The sequence below is a fragment of the Saccharopolyspora sp. genome (assembly GCF_017434145.1).
GTDB lineage: Bacteria > Actinomycetota > Actinomycetes > Mycobacteriales > Pseudonocardiaceae > Saccharopolyspora_C > Saccharopolyspora_C galaxeae.
On record NZ_JAFRFW010000249.1, the window covers coordinates 1 to 18,209 of the forward strand.

Sequence of the window (18,209 nt, forward strand, 5' to 3'; positions counted from 1 at the left end):
CCGCGAACGTGCCGAACGCCAGGACCAGCGCGTGGGCGCGCCAGCGCGTGCCTGCTTCCGCAACGCTCTGGGTCATCCTTCCCCTCTTCCGAAGAACGTCGGCTATTACGAAGCTCATCGTAATACTGCTTCGACGGGTATCGTAAGAGGCAATGGACATCGCAAGGGCGGAATCCGAGGAAGTCTGGCTGCCGCAGCCGGACCTCGCGCAGTTGGACGTCGGGGTCGTGCTGCAGGCGCTGGCCGAGTCGGCGCGCCTGCAGATCGTGCGCAGCCTGCGAACCGCGGGGGAATCCACCTGCTCGGCGCTGGACGTGCCGATCAAGGTCTCCACCGTCTCGCACCACATGCACATCCTGCGCGAGAGCGGCATCGTCTCGACCCGGCTGGCGGGCACCGCGCGCCCCAGCCGGCTGCGCGAGCGGGAACTCGACGAACGCTTCCCCGGACTGCTCAGCGCCGTGCTCGACGCCGCGCCCCCGAAGCGGTGAGCCCGCCGCGGAGCGGCGCAGCGCACTGTCCACATGGGAGCGCGGGTGCAGCGGCGAACGCCGCCGGACCCGCGCGCCACTGACTACTTCCGGCTGAGCGGGCGCTCGGCGGTTCTCGCCGCGGAACGGGTCCACAGGTACTGCCGTCAAACTCGCCAACGACTCCCCTACGGCCTGGCGGCCCGGGGCCGGACCCGCGACCTCGCCCGCGCGCACCGGCTGTCGTCCACTTTGGACATCGGGACGGTGAACACCTTCCGCGCGATGTCCCCGAAGCCGCCGCGTGCCGGGTTCAAGCACAGCGTCCCCGCACCGAAGCGGTCCGCGAGTGCACCCGGCTCAAGACGGGTGGATCAACACCGACGAATCGGCCGCTCGCGATCCGTTCGTGCTCGGTTGCTGAACCCCGCCGGCCCGCGGCAAGGGCCACGGCGTGGCGGACGTTCCGGCTCGCACGGCCGGAATTTCCGCGAACGTTCCTGCTGCGGGTCGGCGAACGAGTTCACGCGGTGTCCGGCTGGACGCGGACGTCCTCGGGCAGTTGCCGGGTTTCGATCACCACTCCGTTGCTCGGGTGCCCACCGGCTTCCCGCGCCGCGGCCCGGCAACAGCGCACCCACATGTTGAGCTGCGCTTCCTTGGCCAACCGGACGCTGCTGTAGAGCCACCGCACCAGCCGCGTGCTCGGGCGCGCCCACGCTTGGACCTCGAAGGTGAGCACGTCGCCGTCGCGCGCGGCGTGGAACTCGACCTGGCCCGCCTCCAAGTGCCCCCGCAGCGTCGCCAGCCGCAGGCACGTGTCCGCGGCATGAACCACGCGGACCGGGCCGTCCCACGGCCCCGGCATTTCCACGACCAGTTCGTCACCGGCCTTGAGCGGGCCGCTGACCTGCTCGCCGATGCGCACACCGACCACCTCGGACGGCACGAACCGCTGGAACTCGCCCGCCACCCGCCGCATCAGCGCACCGGGTCCGAGCACGGCGTCGAGGATTTCCACGCGGAACCGGCGGTGGTAGAACGACCCCACTCCCTCGTCGGCGGTCTGCAGGCGGTCGTCGTGCAACTCCGCAGGCAGCGGCGGGGGCGTGTCGTCCGGCACCCGGCCCAGGCACTCGCTGCGGTGCAGCGGCGTGATCTGCCACAGGTAGCGCCACGACACCAGCGCGGTGCCGAGCAACCACCGCGCCACCAAGGTTCCCGAACGCATCAACGCTGGACCCACTTCCCTGTGCACCGGAACCCGGGGCACCGGAACCCTGCGCTTCGGCCCCTGCAGTTCGGACCCCTGTGCTTCGGCCCCTGTGCTTCGAGCCCCTGTGCTTCGAGCGGAGTGCCACTACGCTTTTCGACGTACCCGCAGTGACGGCGAGAAACACCGCGGAGGCGCCATGATGGTGAAGCTGCTGCACCGCTCGGGGCTTCGCAGCGATCATTTCCACCTGCTGTCGATGGGTTCGATAGCGCTGTGCATCGGGCTGTGGATCCGGGCCAAGACGGTGGATCAGAGCGCGCGCGGCAACGCGGAGCGCCGCGCGCTGTTCGTGGGCCTGTGGCCGCCGATGTTCTGGCTGATCGGCGATTCCGTGGGGCAGCACGAATAAGCACTGCCCGACAAGGGTCCTGCTATCCGGACACTCGCCATCCACTGTGGATCGACACCGGGCGGGTGCGCGCCCACGCTGCGCACCCGGCCGTCATTTGTCACGGGCGAAGTTGATGTCGCAGCTGCGCCCGCTCAGGTGCACAGTGAGCGGATCCCACCACGAGGAGGAACCCATGCAAATGCCCGCCGTCACCGAATGCACCGCCGAGAAGTGCGCCTACAACAACAACCACACCTGCCACGCGCTGGCCATCACCGTGGGACAGCAGTCCGACGCCCGGTGCGACACCTTCACCACCGCGGCCGAGCGCGGCGGCGATCCGTCCGCCACCGGCCGTGTCGGCGCGTGCACGATGTCCAACTGCGAGCACAACGTCGACCTGGAATGCCAAGCACCCGGCATCACGGTCGGTCTGCAGCGGGACATCGTCGACTGCCTGACGTACCAGCCGGCGTGACTGCCGCGGTCCCGGCCGCGCCGAGATCGCACTCGCACGACAAGAACAACGCACCGCGCCCCGGGATCGACCACGCCGAAAGGCGAAACGCTCGCTGAGGGCGCGAGCAGCATCGCGGGAAGGCCGCCGGTCAGCCGTATCCGGGCCGACGGCCACCCGCGATGTTTCATGAAAGCACCGGTGCAATTCCCGGTGTTCCGCCGAATTCGCGGCGCCCTCCCACGAACGGCGGTGAACTCTGCGGTGCCGCCACTCCCACTACTGCTCCAAAAGCCGTGATGCAGCCAACTCGCGTGCGAATCGAGCCCGATACCGGCGCCTGCGCCCGCAAAACTTGGCTATTGTGCCCGCGATCGGCGGCGCCGCCGGACGCTCGCGGGCAGGGCTGCGGCGCGGCCGACCAGCTCTGAACGCGGAGAACGATCGGCACGGGGAGGTGCACGGCCGTGGCGGATGCGGACTTGGCCGGGTTGCTCCGCGAGGTGCGGCGGCAGGCGAGATTCGAGGACACCGTGGGCAAGGTTCTCGACTGGCTGCGCAGGCAGACGAGTGCCCAGGTCGCACTGGTCCAGGACGCGACCACGGTCCGGTCGTCCACCACCGGCTTCCCGCACGAGGTGTTGTCCCCGCTCGCTCCGCTGCTCGCGCGCATGGCCGGTGGACAGCTGGCCTCGGCCGCGACCGAGGCCGAACGGCTGCACGTGCATTGCGAAGCGCTCGGGTCGTCCGAGCCGCGCCCGGTTCTCGTGGTGGCCGGGGTTTCCAAGCCCACGCCGGAGACGATCTCGCTGACCTCGCACGTCGGCAGCGTCCTCACCTTGCTGCGCCGCGCCGAAGACGGCGACCTGGCCCACCGGGGCTACCAGGACAAGGCACGTCAGGTGCGGTTGGGCGTGCTGCACGCGCTGCTGGCGGGAGAGCCGGTGCTGGCCCGCCGGATGAACAGCGGTGCCGTTCCACCGCTGCTCGAAGCGGGCGGCCTGCGCATCTACTTGTTGCGTTGCCCGCAAGCCGACCGGGACCGGATCTCGGCGCTCCACCAGGATCCCGCCGGTTTCCACGGCAGCGATCTGATGGTGCAGTGCCCGGTCATCGATGAGCACTTGATCTGCCTGGTCGCCGAGAGCGAAGCGCAGCGCGATCCCCGCGGCGAGGAAACGGCAGAGCTGTTGCGCAGCCTGGTCCGCGACAATCCCGGTTATGCGCTGGGCATCAGCGCCGTTCAGCCGCTCAGCGCGACGGCCGCGGCCTACGGCCAGGCCGTCCACGCGTTGGCCGCCGCGCGCGCCACCACCGAGCGCGTGGCCTCCCACCACGGGCGATCTCGGCTGGAAGGCGTCCTTCCGCAGCGGGCCGCGCTCAACTGGGCCCGCACGCTGCTGCAGCCGCTGGACTCGGTTCCGAAGACCAGCGCGGACATCACCCGGCTGCTGATGACCCTGCCCCGATCCGGTGTAGCGCGGTTGCTCGGGCTCAGCCGCAACACCGTCGCCGCGCACCTGGGGCGCGTGGAACGGGCGCTGGGACTGGATCTCGACGACGTCCGCGCCCGAGCCACCGTCAACCTGGCGCTGGCCCTGAGCGGTTCCAGCGTCGACGTCGACGTGGACGACCGACCGCAGGCACTCGACGAGCTGATGCGCGTCGAAGCTGCCTTCGCCTGGGCCGAATCGCTGCTCCGTCCGCTGCAAGCCCGGCACCGCCGCACGCTGCAAGGCTGGATCGACGCCAACGCCGACGCCCAGCAGGCCGCCCGCCGGTTGAACATCAGCCGCAACACGGTTCGCGCGCACCTGCTCGCCGCCGAAACCGCGTTGGGCCTGGACCTGCTGACCATCGGAACGGGCATCCACGACGTCGTCCACGCGTTGGACATCACCGCCGCCCGAGCCCGCTGAGCACCTTGCACGATCGGGCCGCGAAATCGATCGGCGTGCACATTGGCCGGGCCGAGCGGCGCCACTAACGTTTTGCCCCGCAAGCCGAGTTCGAGCGGGCGGCGAATCGACGATTCCCGCTTGCGCTCGACACTGCGGGGAGCTCATTTCGACTGGGGCGAAAACACAATGATCAAGCGGAGTTCGCTGGTCAGCGGAGCCGCGGCGATGATCGTTCTCGGCGCGGCGCTCGTCGGTTCCGCGGGTCCGACGTTCGAGCTCACGACCGAGGACACGGCCGAGCGGGCTGACCGGCACGACTACTACTACAAGAAGGAACAGGGCGCGGATTTCGCGCAGTTCTCCGACCGCGAGCACGACCACTTCCGGGTCTGCGATCGGGAGGACGACGGCCATGCCGTTTACGTGCACTTCAGCGGTGCCGCGGAGAACGGCTACCACTACTACGACCGGACCGGCCCGGGAGACGGGTGCACCTACTACACGACCCGCAGCGGCGAGGCCGGCCACGACATCGGCACGATGTACGTCTGCGAGCAGCGCTGGGGGCTGGACTTCTGCAGCAACGGGCAGAGCCTGAGCGCGGTCGCAGACTGACGTTCCCGCTCGGGTCGCGCGCCCGTCGCGACGGCGACGCTCGCGGTCACGACTCAGCCCGCAACAATCCCGTCCTGGAGTGGCAGCCCACGTATTCGAACCGCGTCCAGGACGGCTCCGCGACCGTGACCTCGTGGTACAGCCGCAATCTCGCCGCCTGCCCCATCGCGGCCAGGTACTTCAGCGCCGCCCGGAAGATGGCCAGGTGCGTCGGGTGGGATTCGGCCCAGGTTTCGAGGTGTCCGAGGCTGCGCCACCAGCTCAGGCCGAAGCTCTTGTCCGTCTCGCTGCCGTCCTCGGCCAGCACCCGCGCGTACCGGTTCGCGTAGCAGCCGATCGCCAGGCCCTCGTCGCGGAGGAAGTCCATGCCCGCCCGGAGCGCGGGTTCGACCTCCTCGAGGTACATCCGGCGTTCGTCGCCGTCGGTCTCGGTCCACTCCTGGCCCGAGCGGATCAGGCACACGTTGCTGTTCGGCACCACCGTGACGCGGTCGCCGTCGCGCCGGGCCGAGACCGTCCCGGAAGGCGCGAGCGGATCCGCCTGCGCCAGCGGCATCCGGTCGCGCGCACCGCCCCAGTACCCGTGCTCCCGGATCTCGCCGCTGAGCCCGGCACCAGCGACGGCGATGCCTTCCGGGCGATCATTGGAGAACAGCGTCTCGAACCGCCGCACGCTCGGTTGCACGACTTCCAGGAAGAACCCGGCCTGCTCGCTCGCCGGTCCCGCGGTCCAGAAGTCGTTGTCCGCCAGCCATGCGGAGTACTCCGCCGGGTCGGTCCAATACCGGATCTCCACCGTGGTGCGGTAGCCGGCCGCATCGACGTACCGGGCCCGCTCGCGATGCGCCGAAGCGGCCGTGCCTGCCAGCCGCGCCAGCGCGGACTCGGCCACCGCAGGCGGTTTCGCTCCGGAGTGCTGCACCCCGAAGTACGCCATGACGACCTGCTGCACCGACGGGTCGAACCGTGCCGAGAACGAGGGATACGGCGGTCGGAACGCGCCCGACTTGCGCTCCGGCCGCGTCCGTTCGTCCGCCAAGTGCGGGGGGATCGCGGATTCCATGGCGGCACGCTCCGTTCACCGGCGACGAATTCGGCGCGACTGCGGCTGCTCCGCCACTATGAACGATCTCCGGACCGGGGCCAAGATCACGTCGCGAGCGGAACCCGTTCGGCCGTGTCGCCGCCGATGCGCCGGGCCCGCCCATGGGCTACCGGCGCACGGCGCGAACCGTCCACACAGGACCGTCACGGAGCTCGGTCACCGCCGCGAGCACCGCCCGGGTGCGCGGAGTGCGATCCGGTGTCGTGCCGTTCTTGGGTGAGGGGGATGCCGGAGCGGTCTTTCAGAACGCAAGCCACGACGAGACCGACCACTGTGACAGCGGCGAGGTAGGCACCGACGGAATGCACCGTACCGGTGCTGGACTGCAGCGCTTGCGCGATCATGGGCGCGAATGCACCGCCGAGCACTGCACCGGTCGCGTAAGTGAGCGCGATACCGCTGTAGCGGACGGAGGCGGGGAACATTTCGGAGTTGAGCGCCGCCTGCGGGCCATAGGTGAGCCCGAGGCCGACGCTGTAGAGCACGAGCGCGAGGAACAGCAGCGCGATGTTCCCGGAATCGAGCAGGGCGAAGAACGGGAACATCCACACCAATTGGATGCCGAACCCGATCCGGTACACCGCCAGCCTGCCGAGTCGATCCGAAAGCCATCCCGCGAGCAAGGTGGTCACCAGCCACACGACAGCGCCGGCCATGACCGCCAGGAGCACGGCCGACTGCGGCAGGCGCAGCGTGTTGACCGCGTAGCTCTGCACGTATCCCCCGGTCGTCATGTACCCGGCGGCGTTGTTCGCGGCGAACAGCAGTGCTCCCGCGACGAGCATCGGGAAGTTGCGCCGGACGACCGCCACCAGCGGACTGCGCGACCGGCCGCCGGAGTCCTGGAGCTGCCGGAACACGGGACTTTCGGCGACTTTCACCCTGATCAACCAGCCGACCGCGATCAGCACGACGCTGAGCAGGAACGGGATCCGCCATCCCCAGGCGAGGAATTGCTGTTGCGAGGTCGCGGCGCTGACCGCGGCGAGCACGCCGTTGGACAGCAGCAGCCCCGCGGGCGCACCGAGCTGCGGGTAAGCGCCGAACAGCCCGCGCCGATTCCGCGGCGCGTGCTCGACGGCCAGCAATGCCGCTCCGCCCCATTCGCCTCCCGCGGAAACGCCCTGCAGAATGCGCAGCAGCACCAGCAGAATCGGAGCGGCGACACCGATGGAACTGCTGGGCGGGATTGCGCCGATCAGCGTGGTGGAGCCGCCCATCAGCAGCAGCGTGAAGATGAGCGTCCCGCGCCTGCCGATCCGGTCACCGAGATGCCCGGCCGCGGCGGCTCCCAACGGCCGGAACACGAAACTGATCCCGATGGTCGCGAAAGACACGAGCAGCGCGTCCCCGCCGAGTTCCGCGAAGTACTGGGTGTTGAAGACGAGACCGGCGCAAAGGGCGTAGATGAAGAAGTCGTACCATTCGATGGTGGTCCCGGCTGCGGCGGCGATGGCGATTCTGCGGTGCTCCGCGCGACTGGTGGCGGTGGTCTCGGGCATGGTGGATCCGATCGTCAGGTCGTCGTTGAACCGGCGAAGCGGCGGTGTCAGCAGGCGTAGCCGGGGTCGATCCGGTCGATCTTGCGCCGCAGTGCGTCGAACAGGCTCTGCCCCGATTCGGTGCGGTCGCCCAGCTGGAAGGACTCCCGCGTCGACCTGATCGCGGCCTCCTCGGTGACCGGGGTCAGCGCACGGCCGCCCGATTGCGCGGCGAGCTGGATCTCGCATCCGCGCTGCAGGGTCCACAACGCCGCGAAGGCGGCCGGGACGGTCGGCCCGAGCGCGAGCAGCCCGTGGTTCCGCAAGATCATCAGGCTCCGCTCGCCGAGATCGGCGACCAGCCGCGGCTTCTTCTCCGGGGCCACCGTGATGCCCTCGAAGTCGTGGTGAGCCACCATGTCGCGCAGCTGCGCGGAGTAGAAGTTGTCCGGGTCCAGGCCATCGCGCTGACATGCCACGCCGGTGCCCGCGGTGGTGTGGGTGTGCATGATGCAGTGCGCGTCCGGGCGGTTGGCGTGGATGACGGAGTGGATCAGCAGCCCGGCCTCGTTGATCGGCCACTCCGAATCGGACAGGACGTTGCCGTCCAGGTCGATCTTGACGAGGTTCGAAGCGGTCACCTCGTGGTACATCAGCCCGAACGGGTTGATCAGCAGGTGTCCCGGCTCGCCGGGAACTCGCGCGGTGATGTGGTTGAAGATCATCTCCACCCAGCCCAGGTGGTCGAAGATCCGGTAGCAGGCGGCGAGCTCGACCCGGGCCTGCCACTCCGCCTCGCTCATCTGCTCGGTCGCCATCGTTCCGGGATGCACAGCGGTCATCGCCGCCTCCTTCGAGACCGGGAGTCGTCCGCGGATCACCCGCGTTTTCCGAGGAACCAACATGCCCGGCGGTGCGCGCAGGAACAACGTAGATCCGGACATCATCGATGTTCGGATAACGTCGGGATCGACATTGCCAGGTCGAACGCCCGAGGACGTGCGCGACGATGAGCCCGGTACTGCCGCTTTCCGACCTGGTCAGCGCACTGCGTCACGACGTGGTCCAAGTTTCGGTCAGCGGCGACGACACCGTGGCGGTGCGCGGGGTCGAACTGCTCGACCGGCACCCGGGAGAAGCGGGCGGACCGGGGCACCTGCTGCTCGGCGTCGGCTTGAACACCGGCGATGCCGCGGAGAGCGATTCCGCCGTTCGCATCGCGAGCGATTCCCGGGGCGTCCTCGTGATCAAGGCCCGGGAGCGAGCACCTGCCGACTTCCTCGGCCGGGCACGGCGCGCTGGCGTCACGGTCGTGTCGATCGACGACCGCGTGCCGTGGAGCAGTGTCCAACGGCTGATGTCCACCCTGCTCGCAACGCACCCGGGCGACGATGCCGCGCCGCGGCAGGCGGTGATCTGTTCGTGCTGGCGAATTCGGCGGCCGCCGCGACCAGTGGCGCGATCGCGATCATGGACACCGGTCAGACGATCGTCGCCTACTCCAACCTGCCGGACCGCAGGCAGGTGCCGCAGGAAGCGCTGCCCGACCACCTCTCCGGCGAAGTGTGGCTCTCGGGCACCTTCGCGATTCCGGAGCGGCACCGCGGCACTACACGACCGACGAGCTGCGCGTGGAACTCGTCCACAAGCGACTCGTCGATTCCGTCCGCGCCGAGCCGCTGTTGCGCAGCGGGGACGGCGAGCGCATCACCGGCCACGACCGCGATCATTCCACCGCGTTCGCCGCCACCCTGCGCTGCTACCTGCGGCGCTTCGGCGATGTCGGCGCCGCCAGCGCGGACCTGCACATCCACCAGAACACGCTGCGCCAGCGGCTCCGCCGCGCGCAGGAACTCTTCGCGCTCGACCTGGGCGACCCGGCGCAGCGGCTCGTGCTCGAACTCGAGCTGCACGCGGCAGCGGCCGATCGCTGATCCGCTCAGTCCGGCCAGCAAAGCCGACGGCTCCCGGCGGGAGGCTCAGGCGAGCTGCTGGAGCAAATGGCCCATCCGGTCGCGTTTGGCGGCGAGGTAGCGGGTGTTGTGCTCGTTCGGCGCCACCTCGACCGGGATCCGTTCGCGCACGTCGATGCCGCATTCCAGGAGCGCGCGGCACTTGTCCGGGTTGTTGGTCAGCAGCCGCACCGATCCGACGCCGAGTTCGGCGAGCAGGCGGGCCGCCGGGACGTAGTCGCGGCTGTCGACCGGCAGCCCGAGCGCCCGGTTCGCCTCCAGCGTGTCCATGCCTTGGTACTGCTGGAGTTCGTAGGCGCGCAGCTTGTGCCCGAGGCCGATCCCCCGGCCTTCGTGCCCCCGCAAGTACACGACGATGCCGCGCCCGGCGGCTGCGATCGACTCCATCGCCATGCGCAGCTGCGCGCCGCAGTCGCACCGCAGCGAGCCGAGCAGGTCGCCGGTGAGGCATTCGCTGTGCAGCCGCACGAGCACGTCCTCGCCGCCGACCTCGCCCATCGCCAGCGCGAGGTGCTCCACCCCGCCGGTCTCCCGGAAGGTGATCGCGCGGAATTCCCCGATATCGGTGGGAATCGAAGCCTGACCGGTGCGGCGGACACCTCGCCCGTCGCGCATCCAATCGACCAACGCGGCGATCGAGATCATCGGGATGTCGTGCTCGGCGGCGAGCCCGTCCAGCTCCGGACGGCGCATCATCCGCTCGCGGTCGGGCGTGACGATCTCGCACAGCAGCGCCGCGCCGCTGAGCCCCGCCGCGCGGCACAGGTCGACTCCGGCCTCGGTGTGCCCGGCCCGCTCCAGCACCCCGCCGGGCTTGGCGCGCAATGGCAGGACATGACCGGGCCGAGCCAGCTCGGCAGGCGCGAGCCGGGGGTCGGCGAGCGCGCGGATGGTCGCCGAGCGGTCGCCCGCGCTGATGCCCGTGCTCGTGCCGTGCCGGTAGTCGACGCTGACGAGGAACGCGGTGCCGTGGCTTTCGTCGCCCGCCGGGACCATGAGGTCCAGTTCGAGCTCGGCGGCCCGCCGCTCGTCGAGGGCCACGCACAGGAATCCCGAGGTGTGCTCCAGGAAGAAGGCGACCTCGGCGGTGCTCGCGTGCTCGGCGGCCATGATCAGGTCGCCTTCGTTCTCCCGGTCCTCGTCGTCGACGACCAGGACCTTTCCGCCTGCCGCGAGGGCGGCGAGGGCTTCGGCAATGCTCGAGCTGGGCATCGATCTTCTCCTGCACGCGCTTATCTCTCGGTGCGCGCACGCCGTCGGGCACGAGTGCGCGCTGAACCGTCGGACGACATACCGAGCAAGACGTTCACTTAATGAACGTACCGTTCACGGATAGTGGCACTGGTGCTGGGCACCGTCAAGGATTTCCCCATCGTCCCTACGAAAAGCCACCCGCCGAGCCCCTTGACGGCGTCGACGGGTGTGCCCACAATATCGGCCATAGTGTTCGTATATTGAACGAACTGTTCGTTGTCGAGTCATCCTGATCGTGCGCCGCCATCGCTCGTGCACCCGCTTCGTGCGGATCACCGGACCGACCGGACGAGCTCGGCGCCAGCAGCAAGTCCCAGCCGGTCCGCAATCAGCAGGTCCCCATACGACTGCGAGGGAGTGCTCTCACGTGACCGAGCAAGCAGACGTCGTAGTGGTCGGGGCCGGGATCGCCGGCCTGATCACCGCCCGCGAACTCGGCCGGAAAGGCCTGCGGGTCACCGTGCTCGAAGCCCGCGACCGCCTCGGCGGCCGCGTCTGGACCGACCACCGGCTAGGCCGCGATCTGGAGATCGGCGGCACTTGGCTGCACTGGGTGCAGCCGCACGCGTGGTCCGAGGTCACCCGCTACGGCCTGGAGATCACCCGCGGGCCGCGTCCCGAACAGGCCTACTGGCTGGCGGGCGACGAGGTCCGCACCGGCTCGCTGGACGGCTTCATGGAGCTGATCGACCCGGGGATGCGCGGGCTGCTGGACCAGACGATGCGCTGGATCCCGCGGCCGGATTCCCCGCTGTCCGCGGGGGAATTGGACTCCGTCGACGGTTTCAGCGTCCAGCACAAGCTCGACGAGCTGAACTTGCCGGTCGAGCAGTACCGCGCCAACGAAGCCGCCTGGGTGGGGCACTTCAACGCCCCGCTGCAAGACGGGGCGTTCACCAGCGCACTGCGCTGGACCGCCGCGACGGGCGGTTCCTGGCACCTGATGCACGAGGCGTCGGCGGTGTTCCGGCTCGCGGCCGGTACCCGCCGGCTGGTCGAGTCGATCGCCGCCGACACCACCGCGGACATCCGCACTTCCACCGAAGTGCGCCGGATCGAGCACGACGCGCACGGCGCCGTGCTGACCACCGCCGCCGGAGAGCGAATCGACGCGCGCCGGGTGGTGCTGACGCTGCCGCAGAACATCCTCGGCGAACTCGACGTCTCGCCCGCGCTGAGCCGCGCGAAGCGCGCGGCAACCACCGAGGGCACGGCGTCGAAGGGGGTGAAGGTCTGGATCCGCGTGCGCGGGCCGATCAAGCCGTTCTTCGCCTACTCATCGGCCGCGCACCCGCTTTCGGTCGTGCGCACCGAATTCCTCGGCGGGCACGACGCCGTGCTGGTGTCCTTCGGCGCCGACGCCGGCCGGATCTCCCCGCACGACATCGACGCCGTCCGCGCCGCGCTGCGCGTCTGGCGCGACGACCTGGAAGTCCTGGAAGTCACCGGACACGACTGGATGTCCGACCCGCATTCCCGGGAGACCTGGCTGATGCAGCAGCCCGGCCAGCTCACCCGGTACTTCGCCGAGCAGCAGCGCGCCGAAGGCGTCCTGCACTTCGCGAGCAGCGACGTCGCGAACGTGTGGGCCGGATTCATCGACGGCGCCATCGAAAGCGGCACCCGAGTGGCCCGCGAAATCGACGCGGAGTTCTCCGGAGGACTCGCGTAGCGGCGCCGACCGCGTGCGCACCCGCTGGGCAACGGCTTCGCCGTTGACCTGGCAACGACCGGGAGATGCCGAAACGACCACTGGTTCCAGCAGCCTGGATTGGGAGGAACGCTCATGACCTTGCCGTCTCCAACGATCGAGCCACGTCATTTCCGGGACGTCATGGGACATCTGCCCACCGGCGTCGTCGTCGTGGCCGGACGCGAACCCGCCACCGGAAGTCCCGCCGGACTCGTGGTCGGCACCTTCCAATCGCTGTCGCTGGATCCGCCGCTGGTCAGCTTCAGCGTCGCGACCACGTCGAGCAGCTGGCCGAAGATCCGCGCGACCGGCTACTTCAGCGCCAGCGTGCTCGCCGACGGCCAGCACGACGTCTGCGGGGCGATGTCGAGCAAGCAGGGCGACAAGTTCGCCGCGGTGGACTGGCACGGATCCGCCGACGGCAACCCGCTGATCGCCGGGGCGCACGCCTGGATCGACTGCAGGACCGTGCAGGAGCTGGAAGGCGGCGACCACGTGATCGTGCTCGCCGAAGTGCGCCGCCTGGACGCCGGTGGCGGCGAGCCGCTGGTGTTCCACCGCGGCCGGCTCGGCGGATACCGCGAGCTCCGAGTCTGATCACTGCGCTCGCCGATGGCTCCGCGAACATCGGCACACCATCCACTGTGGACTTCGGGCCGCGGCCGCTCAGCGCGCGGCTGCCTCGCCGCACTAGACCACCTTTTCCCTTCACGTTCGGAAACAGGAGCAAACGATGCCGTCTCGCCGCATCCGGCTGTTCGCCTTCGACTTCCAGGGCCCGGCACACCTCTCCGCGGGGCTGTGGCGGCACGACGACGACCAGGGCCACCGCTACGGCGACGTCCACTACTGGACGAAATACGCCGAGCTGCTGGAACAGGCCCGGTTCGACGGGGTGTTCTTCGCCGACAACCTCGGCTACCACGACGTCTACCAGGGCAGCCCGGCAGGCGCGCTCGCCGACGGCGCGCAGCTGCCCGCCAACGACCCGTCCCTGGTCGTCTCGGCGATGGCCGCGGCCACCGAGCACCTCGGGTTCGGCCTGACCGGGTCCACCAGCTACGAGCACCCCTACGCGCTGGCCCGGAAGTTCAGCACCCTCGACCACCTCACCGACGGCCGCATCGGCTGGAACCTGGTGACCTCCTACGCCGGTAGCGCCGCGCGCAACCTCGGCAACGGGCAGCTGACCCCGCACGACGAGCGCTACGACGTGGCCGCCGAGCACCTCGAGGTCTGCTACAAGCTGTGGGAGAACTCCTGGGAGGACGGCGCCGTCGTCCGCGACAAGGACCGCTGCACGTGGGCCGATCCGCAGCGCGTGCACGACATCGACCACCACGGCAAGTACTTCGACGTGCCCGGCTTCGCGCTCTGCGAACCCTCGCCGCAGCGCACCCCGGTGATCTTCCAGGCGGGCGGATCGTCGAAGGGCCGCGCGCTGGCCGCCGCGCACGCCGAGGGCGTGTTCGTCAACGCGCTGTCCAAGACCGCGCTCGAGCGGCAGGTCGAAGCGCTGCGCTCGCAGGCCGCCGAGGCCGGGCGGGATCCGGGATCGCTGCGGGTGCTGCAGATGCTCAACGTCGTCGTCGCCCCGACCGACGAGCAGGCGCACGCCAAGTACGAGCGGTACCGCAAGCTCGTGAGCTACTCCGGCGCGATGGCCCGCTACAGCGGCTGGACCGCGCTGGACATGTCCCGGTTCGATCCGGACGTGCCGCTGCGGCACGTCAAGACCGACGCCGGGCAGACCATGGTCGACCTGTTCTCGCGGATGGACCCGGACAAGGAGTGGACCCCGCGCGACATCGCCGAAGTCATCGGCATCGGCGGCAGCGGGCCCACCATCGTCGGCTCCCCGCAGACCGTGGCCGACGAGCTGATCAGCTGGGTCGAGCAGACCGGCATCGACGGCTTCAACCTCGGCCACGCGGTGAAGTACCAGGACATCGCCGATTTCGCCGAGCTCGTCGTGCCCGAGCTGCAGCGCCGCGAGGCGATGTGGACCGAGTACGAGGGCAAGACCCTGCGCGAAAAGCTGCACGGCCCCGGAACCGTGCGGCTGCGCGACGACCACCCAGGCAGCAAGCTCGCGCCCCGCCCCGCGGTCGCCGCCGGGCACTGATCGCGAGCGCTCACCGTTCCGGGAAGGTGGCGCCCGGCACCGGGCGCCACCTTCCCGCGGCTACTGCTGTTCCGTGGAGATCTCGCCCAGCGTGCGCCCGGTCGTTTCCGGAGCCAGCACCTGCGAGACCAGCGCACCCGCGACGCAGACCCCGGCGGCGATGAGCATCGTCGCCGCGCCGCCGAGGTCCTGCATGGACCACGGGAACAGGAACGTGCCGATCGCCGCGCCGACGCGGCTGACCGCCGTCGCGAAGCCGGTTCCGATCCCGCGGACTTCGGTCGGGAGCACTTCGCCCGGATACACGCCGGTGAGCGCGGTGCACATCGCATTGGCGAACGCGAAGACCAAGAAGCAGCCCAGCACGATCGTCGGCGGCGCCGACGCCCACAGCGCGATGACCACCAGCACGACCGCGCACACCCACTGCTGCGGGATCGTCAGCTTGCGGCGCCCGATGCGCTCGATGAGCAGGCACGAAACGACGACACCGGCCAGCGCGACACCGTTGACCCCGATGGCGCCGACCAGGCCGTCCTCGCCGAGACCGTACTGCTCCAGCACGCTGGCCGAGAACGTCGCGATGGCGAAGTACGGCGTCACGGTGCAGAACCAGAAGATCGAGATGAACGCCGTCGCGCGCCAGTGCTGCGCCGAGAACAGCATCCCGAACGTGCCGCGGCGCTGCTGCTCGGTTGTGATGTCGGAGCGATCCTCGATCCAGGTGTCGGCGATCTGCTCGGCCTCGGCGACGCGTCCCTTGTTCATCAGCCAGCGCGGTGACTCCGGCAGGCCCAGCCTGCCGAAGAGCAAGATCACCGCGGGCACCGTGCTGGTGCCGAGCACGATCCGCCAGTCGGCGCCGAACGAGGTCGTGAGCACCCAGCCCACGACGAAGGCCACGACGAACCCGACGTACCAGGCGACTTCGGCGAACGACAGGCACCGGCCGCGCAGCCGCGCGGGCGCGAACTCGGCCATCAGCGGCCAGCCGATGGAGTACTCCGCGCCGATCGCGACGCCCATCAGCAGCCGCACCACGAACAGCTGCCAGCTCGAGTCGACGAAGAACTGCAGCACCGAGCAGGCCACGAACATGGCCAGGTCGAGGGTGAACATCGGTTTGCGGCCGAACTTGTCCGCGAGCCAGCCGCCCAGCGGACCGCCCGCGAAGATGCCGATCAGCGCGGCCGCACCGATCAGCCCCTCGCCGTACACCGACATGTTCAGGTCGGTGGTGATCGCGCTGATCACGGTGCCGACGATGCCGAGGATGTAGCCGTCGATGAACATGCCGCCCGCTACGACGACGGTCAGCCGGATCAGGAACCGTCTCCTGTCCGGCTGGCTGCGCGCGGTGTCCGCGACTGCGTTGGTTGTGGTCACCAGCTGGTTCCTTCCCTGGTGAAACGCCCGCGGGATGGCCGCGCCCCCTGTACCGGTCCCGGGCGGGAGATGCTTGTGCTGTGCCGTCACACGGTGCCGACCGCCCCGCGCCGGGAACTCAACCGGGTGTGAAAGTTCATCATGTGAACAGATCGACCGAGAAAGCGACAGGGATCATGTATCGACCTCAAGCGTTCAAACCTGCTTCGATGCATTGACTAGAGCCGATCGCCACGGCACGCTTGGCCCGTTTCCAAACAGAACGTTCACTAACTAAACCGCCATGTGGAGGTTCCGGAACAACCAGCGCCGCTGGACAGGACCGCGCGAGCGGAGCTGTGCCCGCTCGTGCACGAGCTGTGCACGCGGCCGAACCGACGTCGCCCCTACCTCGGCCGAACACCGCTTCGCGGCCGCCTCGGACCGGCGACGCGGGACATCGCGTCCACTTTGTGAACGCCCCTGTTAAACTGTTCTGCGCACCGGAGGTCCAGGGCTGCGGCCCGAACCAGCAGGAGGCGGGAACGCGATGGGCGACGCGCCCGAGCCGACCGAGATGGCCAACAAGTCGGTGACCAAGGCCGTCAGCTTGCTCCGCGAACTGGCCGCCCAACCGCGCACCGGCGCCACCGCCACCACGCTCGCGAAAGCCGCGGGGCTGAGCAGGCCGACCGCGTTCCGGCTGCTCCACAGCCTGGAAAAGGGCGGGCTCGTCGACCGCGTGGACACCAACTACGTCCTCGGCTGGGAACTCGCCCGCCTCGGCCGCCGCGCCGACCCGTACGCCGGTCTCGTCGCGCACGCGCAGCCGCTGCTGCAGGAACTGGCGGACAACTTCAACGAGTCCGTGACGCTGTCGGTCCCCAACTCGCAGGACGGGCTCGACCTGGTCGCCGAGGCCGCGGGCTCGCACGTCGTCGGCGTGCTGGCCCGCAACCTGGTCGGCCAGCACTACCCCATGCACGCCAGCTCCACCGGCAAAGTACTGCTGGCCGAGAAGCCGATCGAGACGCTGCGCCGGACCATCCCCGACGAGCTCGAAGCGTTCACCGAGCACACCATCACCGACCGCGAAGCGCTGCTCAAGGAACTCGAGCAGGTCTACGAGCAGGGCTTCGCCATCATCGACAACGAGCTCGAGCCCGAGCTCCTGTCGGTGTCCAGCCCGATCCGGGACAGCGCGGGCACCCTGCTGGCGATCCTCACCCTCAACGGGCCGCGGAACCGCTTCGGCCGCGCACGCATCCCCGAGGCCCTGCAGCAGATGCAGAACACCGTCAGCGGCCTCACCCAGATGTTCTGGCGTGATTCGACGACCGCTTGAGCACCGGCGCGGAATTCGCTTGCGGGCATGATCCGGCGCGGTTGTACGGTCCGCGCATGAGCGCCAGCACACCCGACCAGGTCGAGACCAACCGGCAGCACTGGGACGAGCGGGTCCCGATCAACGCCGCCAGTTCCTTCTACGACCTCGACGGGTTCCGCGCCGGAGACGAGGACATCGACCGGTTCCAGCTCGACGAACTCGGCGACGTCACCGGTCTCGACCTGGTTCACCTGCAGTGCCACATCGGTCTGGACACGCTGTCCTGGGCACGTCGCGGCGCTCGCGTGGCCGGCGTGGACTTCTCCGCACCGGCCACCGAGACCGCGACCGGTCTCGCGGTCGAACTCGGCCTCGGCCAACGCGCCCGGTTCGTGGCCGCCGACGTCTACGACGCGGCCGACGCGTTGGGGATGAACGCGTTCGACGTCGTCTACACCGGCAACGGTGCGCTGATGTGGCTGCCCGACATCGAGCGCTGGGCCCGCACCGCGGCCGACCTGCTGCGCCCGGGCGGGCGGCTCTACCTCGCCGAGTTCCACCCGCTGACCGACGTACTCGACGACGAGCGCGGTACGACCGCCACGCGCGACTACTTCGCCCGCGGCGCGCGCACCTACGACTCCCCCGGCTCGTACGCCGACTGGGAGGCCGAAACGACGCACAACACCGCCACCGAGTGGCACCACACCCTCGGCGACGTCATCAGCGCCGTCGCCGGTGCGGGATTGCGGATCGAGTTCGTCCACGAACACGACACGATCCCGTTCCAGCGCTACGCCGCGCTCGTCGCCGACGACGCCCGCTTCCGCTATCCC

The 18,209-nt window shown here is 69.5% G+C and carries 17 protein-coding genes; 11 read left to right on the plus strand and 6 right to left on the minus strand.

Translation table 11 applies throughout. The annotated features are described in order from the left end of the window. Positions 1-152: 152 nt before the first annotated feature. Positions 153-491 carry a helix-turn-helix domain-containing protein gene (locus IJH84_RS06945; RefSeq protein WP_295141671.1) on the plus strand — a complete coding sequence of 113 codons (339 nt, stop codon included), beginning with the start codon at positions 153-155 and terminating at the stop codon, positions 489-491. Between the two features lie 502 nt (positions 492-993). On the opposite strand, the gene IJH84_RS06950 is transcribed toward IJH84_RS06945, so the two are convergent. After that, positions 994-1,683, minus strand: coding sequence for a DUF1990 family protein (locus IJH84_RS06950; RefSeq protein WP_295141674.1), 690 nt, complete (start codon positions 1,681-1,683; stop codon positions 994-996). A gap of 199 nt (positions 1,684-1,882) precedes the next feature. Here IJH84_RS06950 and IJH84_RS06955 point away from each other — a divergent pair, with 199 nt between their 5' ends. From IJH84_RS06955 to IJH84_RS06970, 4 genes are all read left to right on the plus strand, one after another. Continuing rightward, the gene (locus IJH84_RS06955; RefSeq protein ID WP_200071679.1) at positions 1,883-2,095 is read left to right on the plus strand and encodes a hypothetical protein; all 213 of its coding nucleotides are present in this window, start codon (positions 1,883-1,885) and stop codon (positions 2,093-2,095) included. A 175-nt stretch (positions 2,096-2,270) separates the two neighbouring features. Beyond that, on the plus strand, positions 2,271-2,555 hold the full coding sequence (locus IJH84_RS06960; protein ID WP_200071680.1) for a DUF1540 domain-containing protein: 285 nt from the start codon (positions 2,271-2,273) through the stop codon (positions 2,553-2,555). A gap of 446 nt (positions 2,556-3,001) precedes the next feature. Then, on the plus strand, positions 3,002-4,453 hold the full coding sequence (locus IJH84_RS06965; RefSeq protein ID WP_295141681.1) for a helix-turn-helix domain-containing protein: 1,452 nt from the start codon (positions 3,002-3,004) through the stop codon (positions 4,451-4,453). 168 nt (positions 4,454-4,621) lie between these two features. Continuing rightward, a complete protein-coding gene (locus IJH84_RS06970) occupies positions 4,622-5,050 on the plus strand; it encodes a hypothetical protein (RefSeq protein WP_295141684.1) in 429 nt (142 codons plus the stop codon). Between the two features lie 46 nt (positions 5,051-5,096). Here IJH84_RS06970 and IJH84_RS06975 read toward each other — a convergent pair whose 3' ends face one another. The 3 genes from IJH84_RS06975 to IJH84_RS06985 all read right to left on the minus strand — a co-directional run bounded on the left by IJH84_RS06975 (position 5,097) and on the right by IJH84_RS06985 (position 8,478). Then, complete coding sequence (locus IJH84_RS06975; protein WP_295141687.1) at positions 5,097-6,113, minus strand: phenylacetaldoxime dehydratase family protein; 1,017 nt, start codon at positions 6,111-6,113, stop codon at positions 5,097-5,099. Positions 6,114-6,298: 185 nt separating this feature from the next. Continuing rightward, a complete protein-coding gene (locus tag IJH84_RS06980; RefSeq protein WP_200071684.1) occupies positions 6,299-7,657 on the minus strand; it encodes an MFS transporter in 1,359 nt (452 codons plus the stop codon). 47 nt (positions 7,658-7,704) lie between these two features. Beyond that, complete coding sequence (locus IJH84_RS06985) at positions 7,705-8,478, minus strand: class II aldolase/adducin family protein (protein ID WP_295141692.1); 774 nt, start codon at positions 8,476-8,478, stop codon at positions 7,705-7,707. Between the two features lie 723 nt (positions 8,479-9,201). Here IJH84_RS06985 and IJH84_RS06990 point away from each other — a divergent pair. Further along, positions 9,202-9,570: a helix-turn-helix domain-containing protein gene (locus IJH84_RS06990; RefSeq protein WP_295141695.1), complete on the plus strand. Its 369-nt coding sequence runs from the start codon at positions 9,202-9,204 to the stop codon at positions 9,568-9,570. A 45-nt stretch (positions 9,571-9,615) separates the two neighbouring features. Here the strand turns inward: IJH84_RS06990 and ribA are convergent, their stop codons facing one another. Continuing rightward, positions 9,616-10,821 (minus strand): GTP cyclohydrolase II, encoded by a 1,206-nt coding sequence (gene ribA / locus IJH84_RS06995; RefSeq protein WP_295141697.1) that lies wholly within the window; start codon positions 10,819-10,821, stop codon positions 9,616-9,618. Between the two features lie 409 nt (positions 10,822-11,230). Between ribA and IJH84_RS07000 the strand changes: the two genes are divergently transcribed. The 3 genes from IJH84_RS07000 to IJH84_RS07010 all read left to right on the plus strand — a co-directional run bounded on the left by IJH84_RS07000 (position 11,231) and on the right by IJH84_RS07010 (position 14,681). Then, positions 11,231-12,535: an NAD(P)/FAD-dependent oxidoreductase gene (locus IJH84_RS07000; RefSeq protein ID WP_295141700.1), complete on the plus strand. Its 1,305-nt coding sequence runs from the start codon at positions 11,231-11,233 to the stop codon at positions 12,533-12,535. Positions 12,536-12,649: 114 nt separating this feature from the next. Further along, positions 12,650-13,153 carry a flavin reductase family protein gene (locus IJH84_RS07005; RefSeq protein ID WP_295141702.1) on the plus strand — a complete coding sequence of 168 codons (504 nt, stop codon included), beginning with the start codon at positions 12,650-12,652 and terminating at the stop codon, positions 13,151-13,153. A 136-nt stretch (positions 13,154-13,289) separates the two neighbouring features. Further along, positions 13,290-14,681, plus strand: coding sequence for an LLM class flavin-dependent oxidoreductase (locus IJH84_RS07010; protein ID WP_295141704.1), 1,392 nt, complete (start codon positions 13,290-13,292; stop codon positions 14,679-14,681). Between the two features lie 60 nt (positions 14,682-14,741). Here the strand turns inward: IJH84_RS07010 and IJH84_RS07015 are convergent, their stop codons facing one another. Continuing rightward, positions 14,742-16,067 carry an MFS transporter gene (locus IJH84_RS07015; RefSeq protein ID WP_295141707.1) on the minus strand — a complete coding sequence of 442 codons (1,326 nt, stop codon included), beginning with the start codon at positions 16,065-16,067 and terminating at the stop codon, positions 14,742-14,744. A 529-nt stretch (positions 16,068-16,596) separates the two neighbouring features. Here IJH84_RS07015 and IJH84_RS07020 point away from each other — a divergent pair. Both IJH84_RS07020 and IJH84_RS07025 read left to right on the plus strand, forming a co-directional pair. Beyond that, complete coding sequence (locus tag IJH84_RS07020; protein WP_295141710.1) at positions 16,597-17,391, plus strand: IclR family transcriptional regulator; 795 nt, start codon at positions 16,597-16,599, stop codon at positions 17,389-17,391. Between the two features lie 56 nt (positions 17,392-17,447). Beyond that, a partial coding sequence (locus tag IJH84_RS07025; protein WP_295141713.1) for a class I SAM-dependent methyltransferase occupies positions 17,448-18,209 on the plus strand: 762 nt, incomplete at its 3' end.

Coding starts and splice junctions, on each gene's coding strand:
- IJH84_RS06945 (WP_295141671.1), top strand. CDS start 153: ATGGACATCGCAAGGGCGGAATCCGAGGAAGTCTGGCTGCCGCAGCCG.
- IJH84_RS06955 (WP_200071679.1), top strand. CDS start 1,883: ATGATGGTGAAGCTGCTGCACCGCTCGGGGCTTCGCAGCGATCATTTC.
- IJH84_RS06960 (WP_200071680.1), top strand. CDS start 2,271: ATGCAAATGCCCGCCGTCACCGAATGCACCGCCGAGAAGTGCGCCTAC.
- IJH84_RS06970 (WP_295141684.1), top strand. CDS start 4,622: ATGATCAAGCGGAGTTCGCTGGTCAGCGGAGCCGCGGCGATGATCGTT.
- IJH84_RS06975 (WP_295141687.1), bottom strand. CDS start 6,113: ATGGAATCCGCGATCCCCCCGCACTTGGCGGACGAACGGACGCGGCCG.
- IJH84_RS06980 (WP_200071684.1), bottom strand. CDS start 7,657: ATGCCCGAGACCACCGCCACCAGTCGCGCGGAGCACCGCAGAATCGCC.
- IJH84_RS06985 (WP_295141692.1), bottom strand. CDS start 8,478: ATGACCGCTGTGCATCCCGGAACGATGGCGACCGAGCAGATGAGCGAG.
- ribA (WP_295141697.1), bottom strand. CDS start 10,821: ATGCCCAGCTCGAGCATTGCCGAAGCCCTCGCCGCCCTCGCGGCAGGC.
- IJH84_RS07005 (WP_295141702.1), top strand. CDS start 12,650: ATGACCTTGCCGTCTCCAACGATCGAGCCACGTCATTTCCGGGACGTC.
- IJH84_RS07010 (WP_295141704.1), top strand. CDS start 13,290: ATGCCGTCTCGCCGCATCCGGCTGTTCGCCTTCGACTTCCAGGGCCCG.
- IJH84_RS07020 (WP_295141710.1), top strand. CDS start 16,597: ATGGGCGACGCGCCCGAGCCGACCGAGATGGCCAACAAGTCGGTGACC.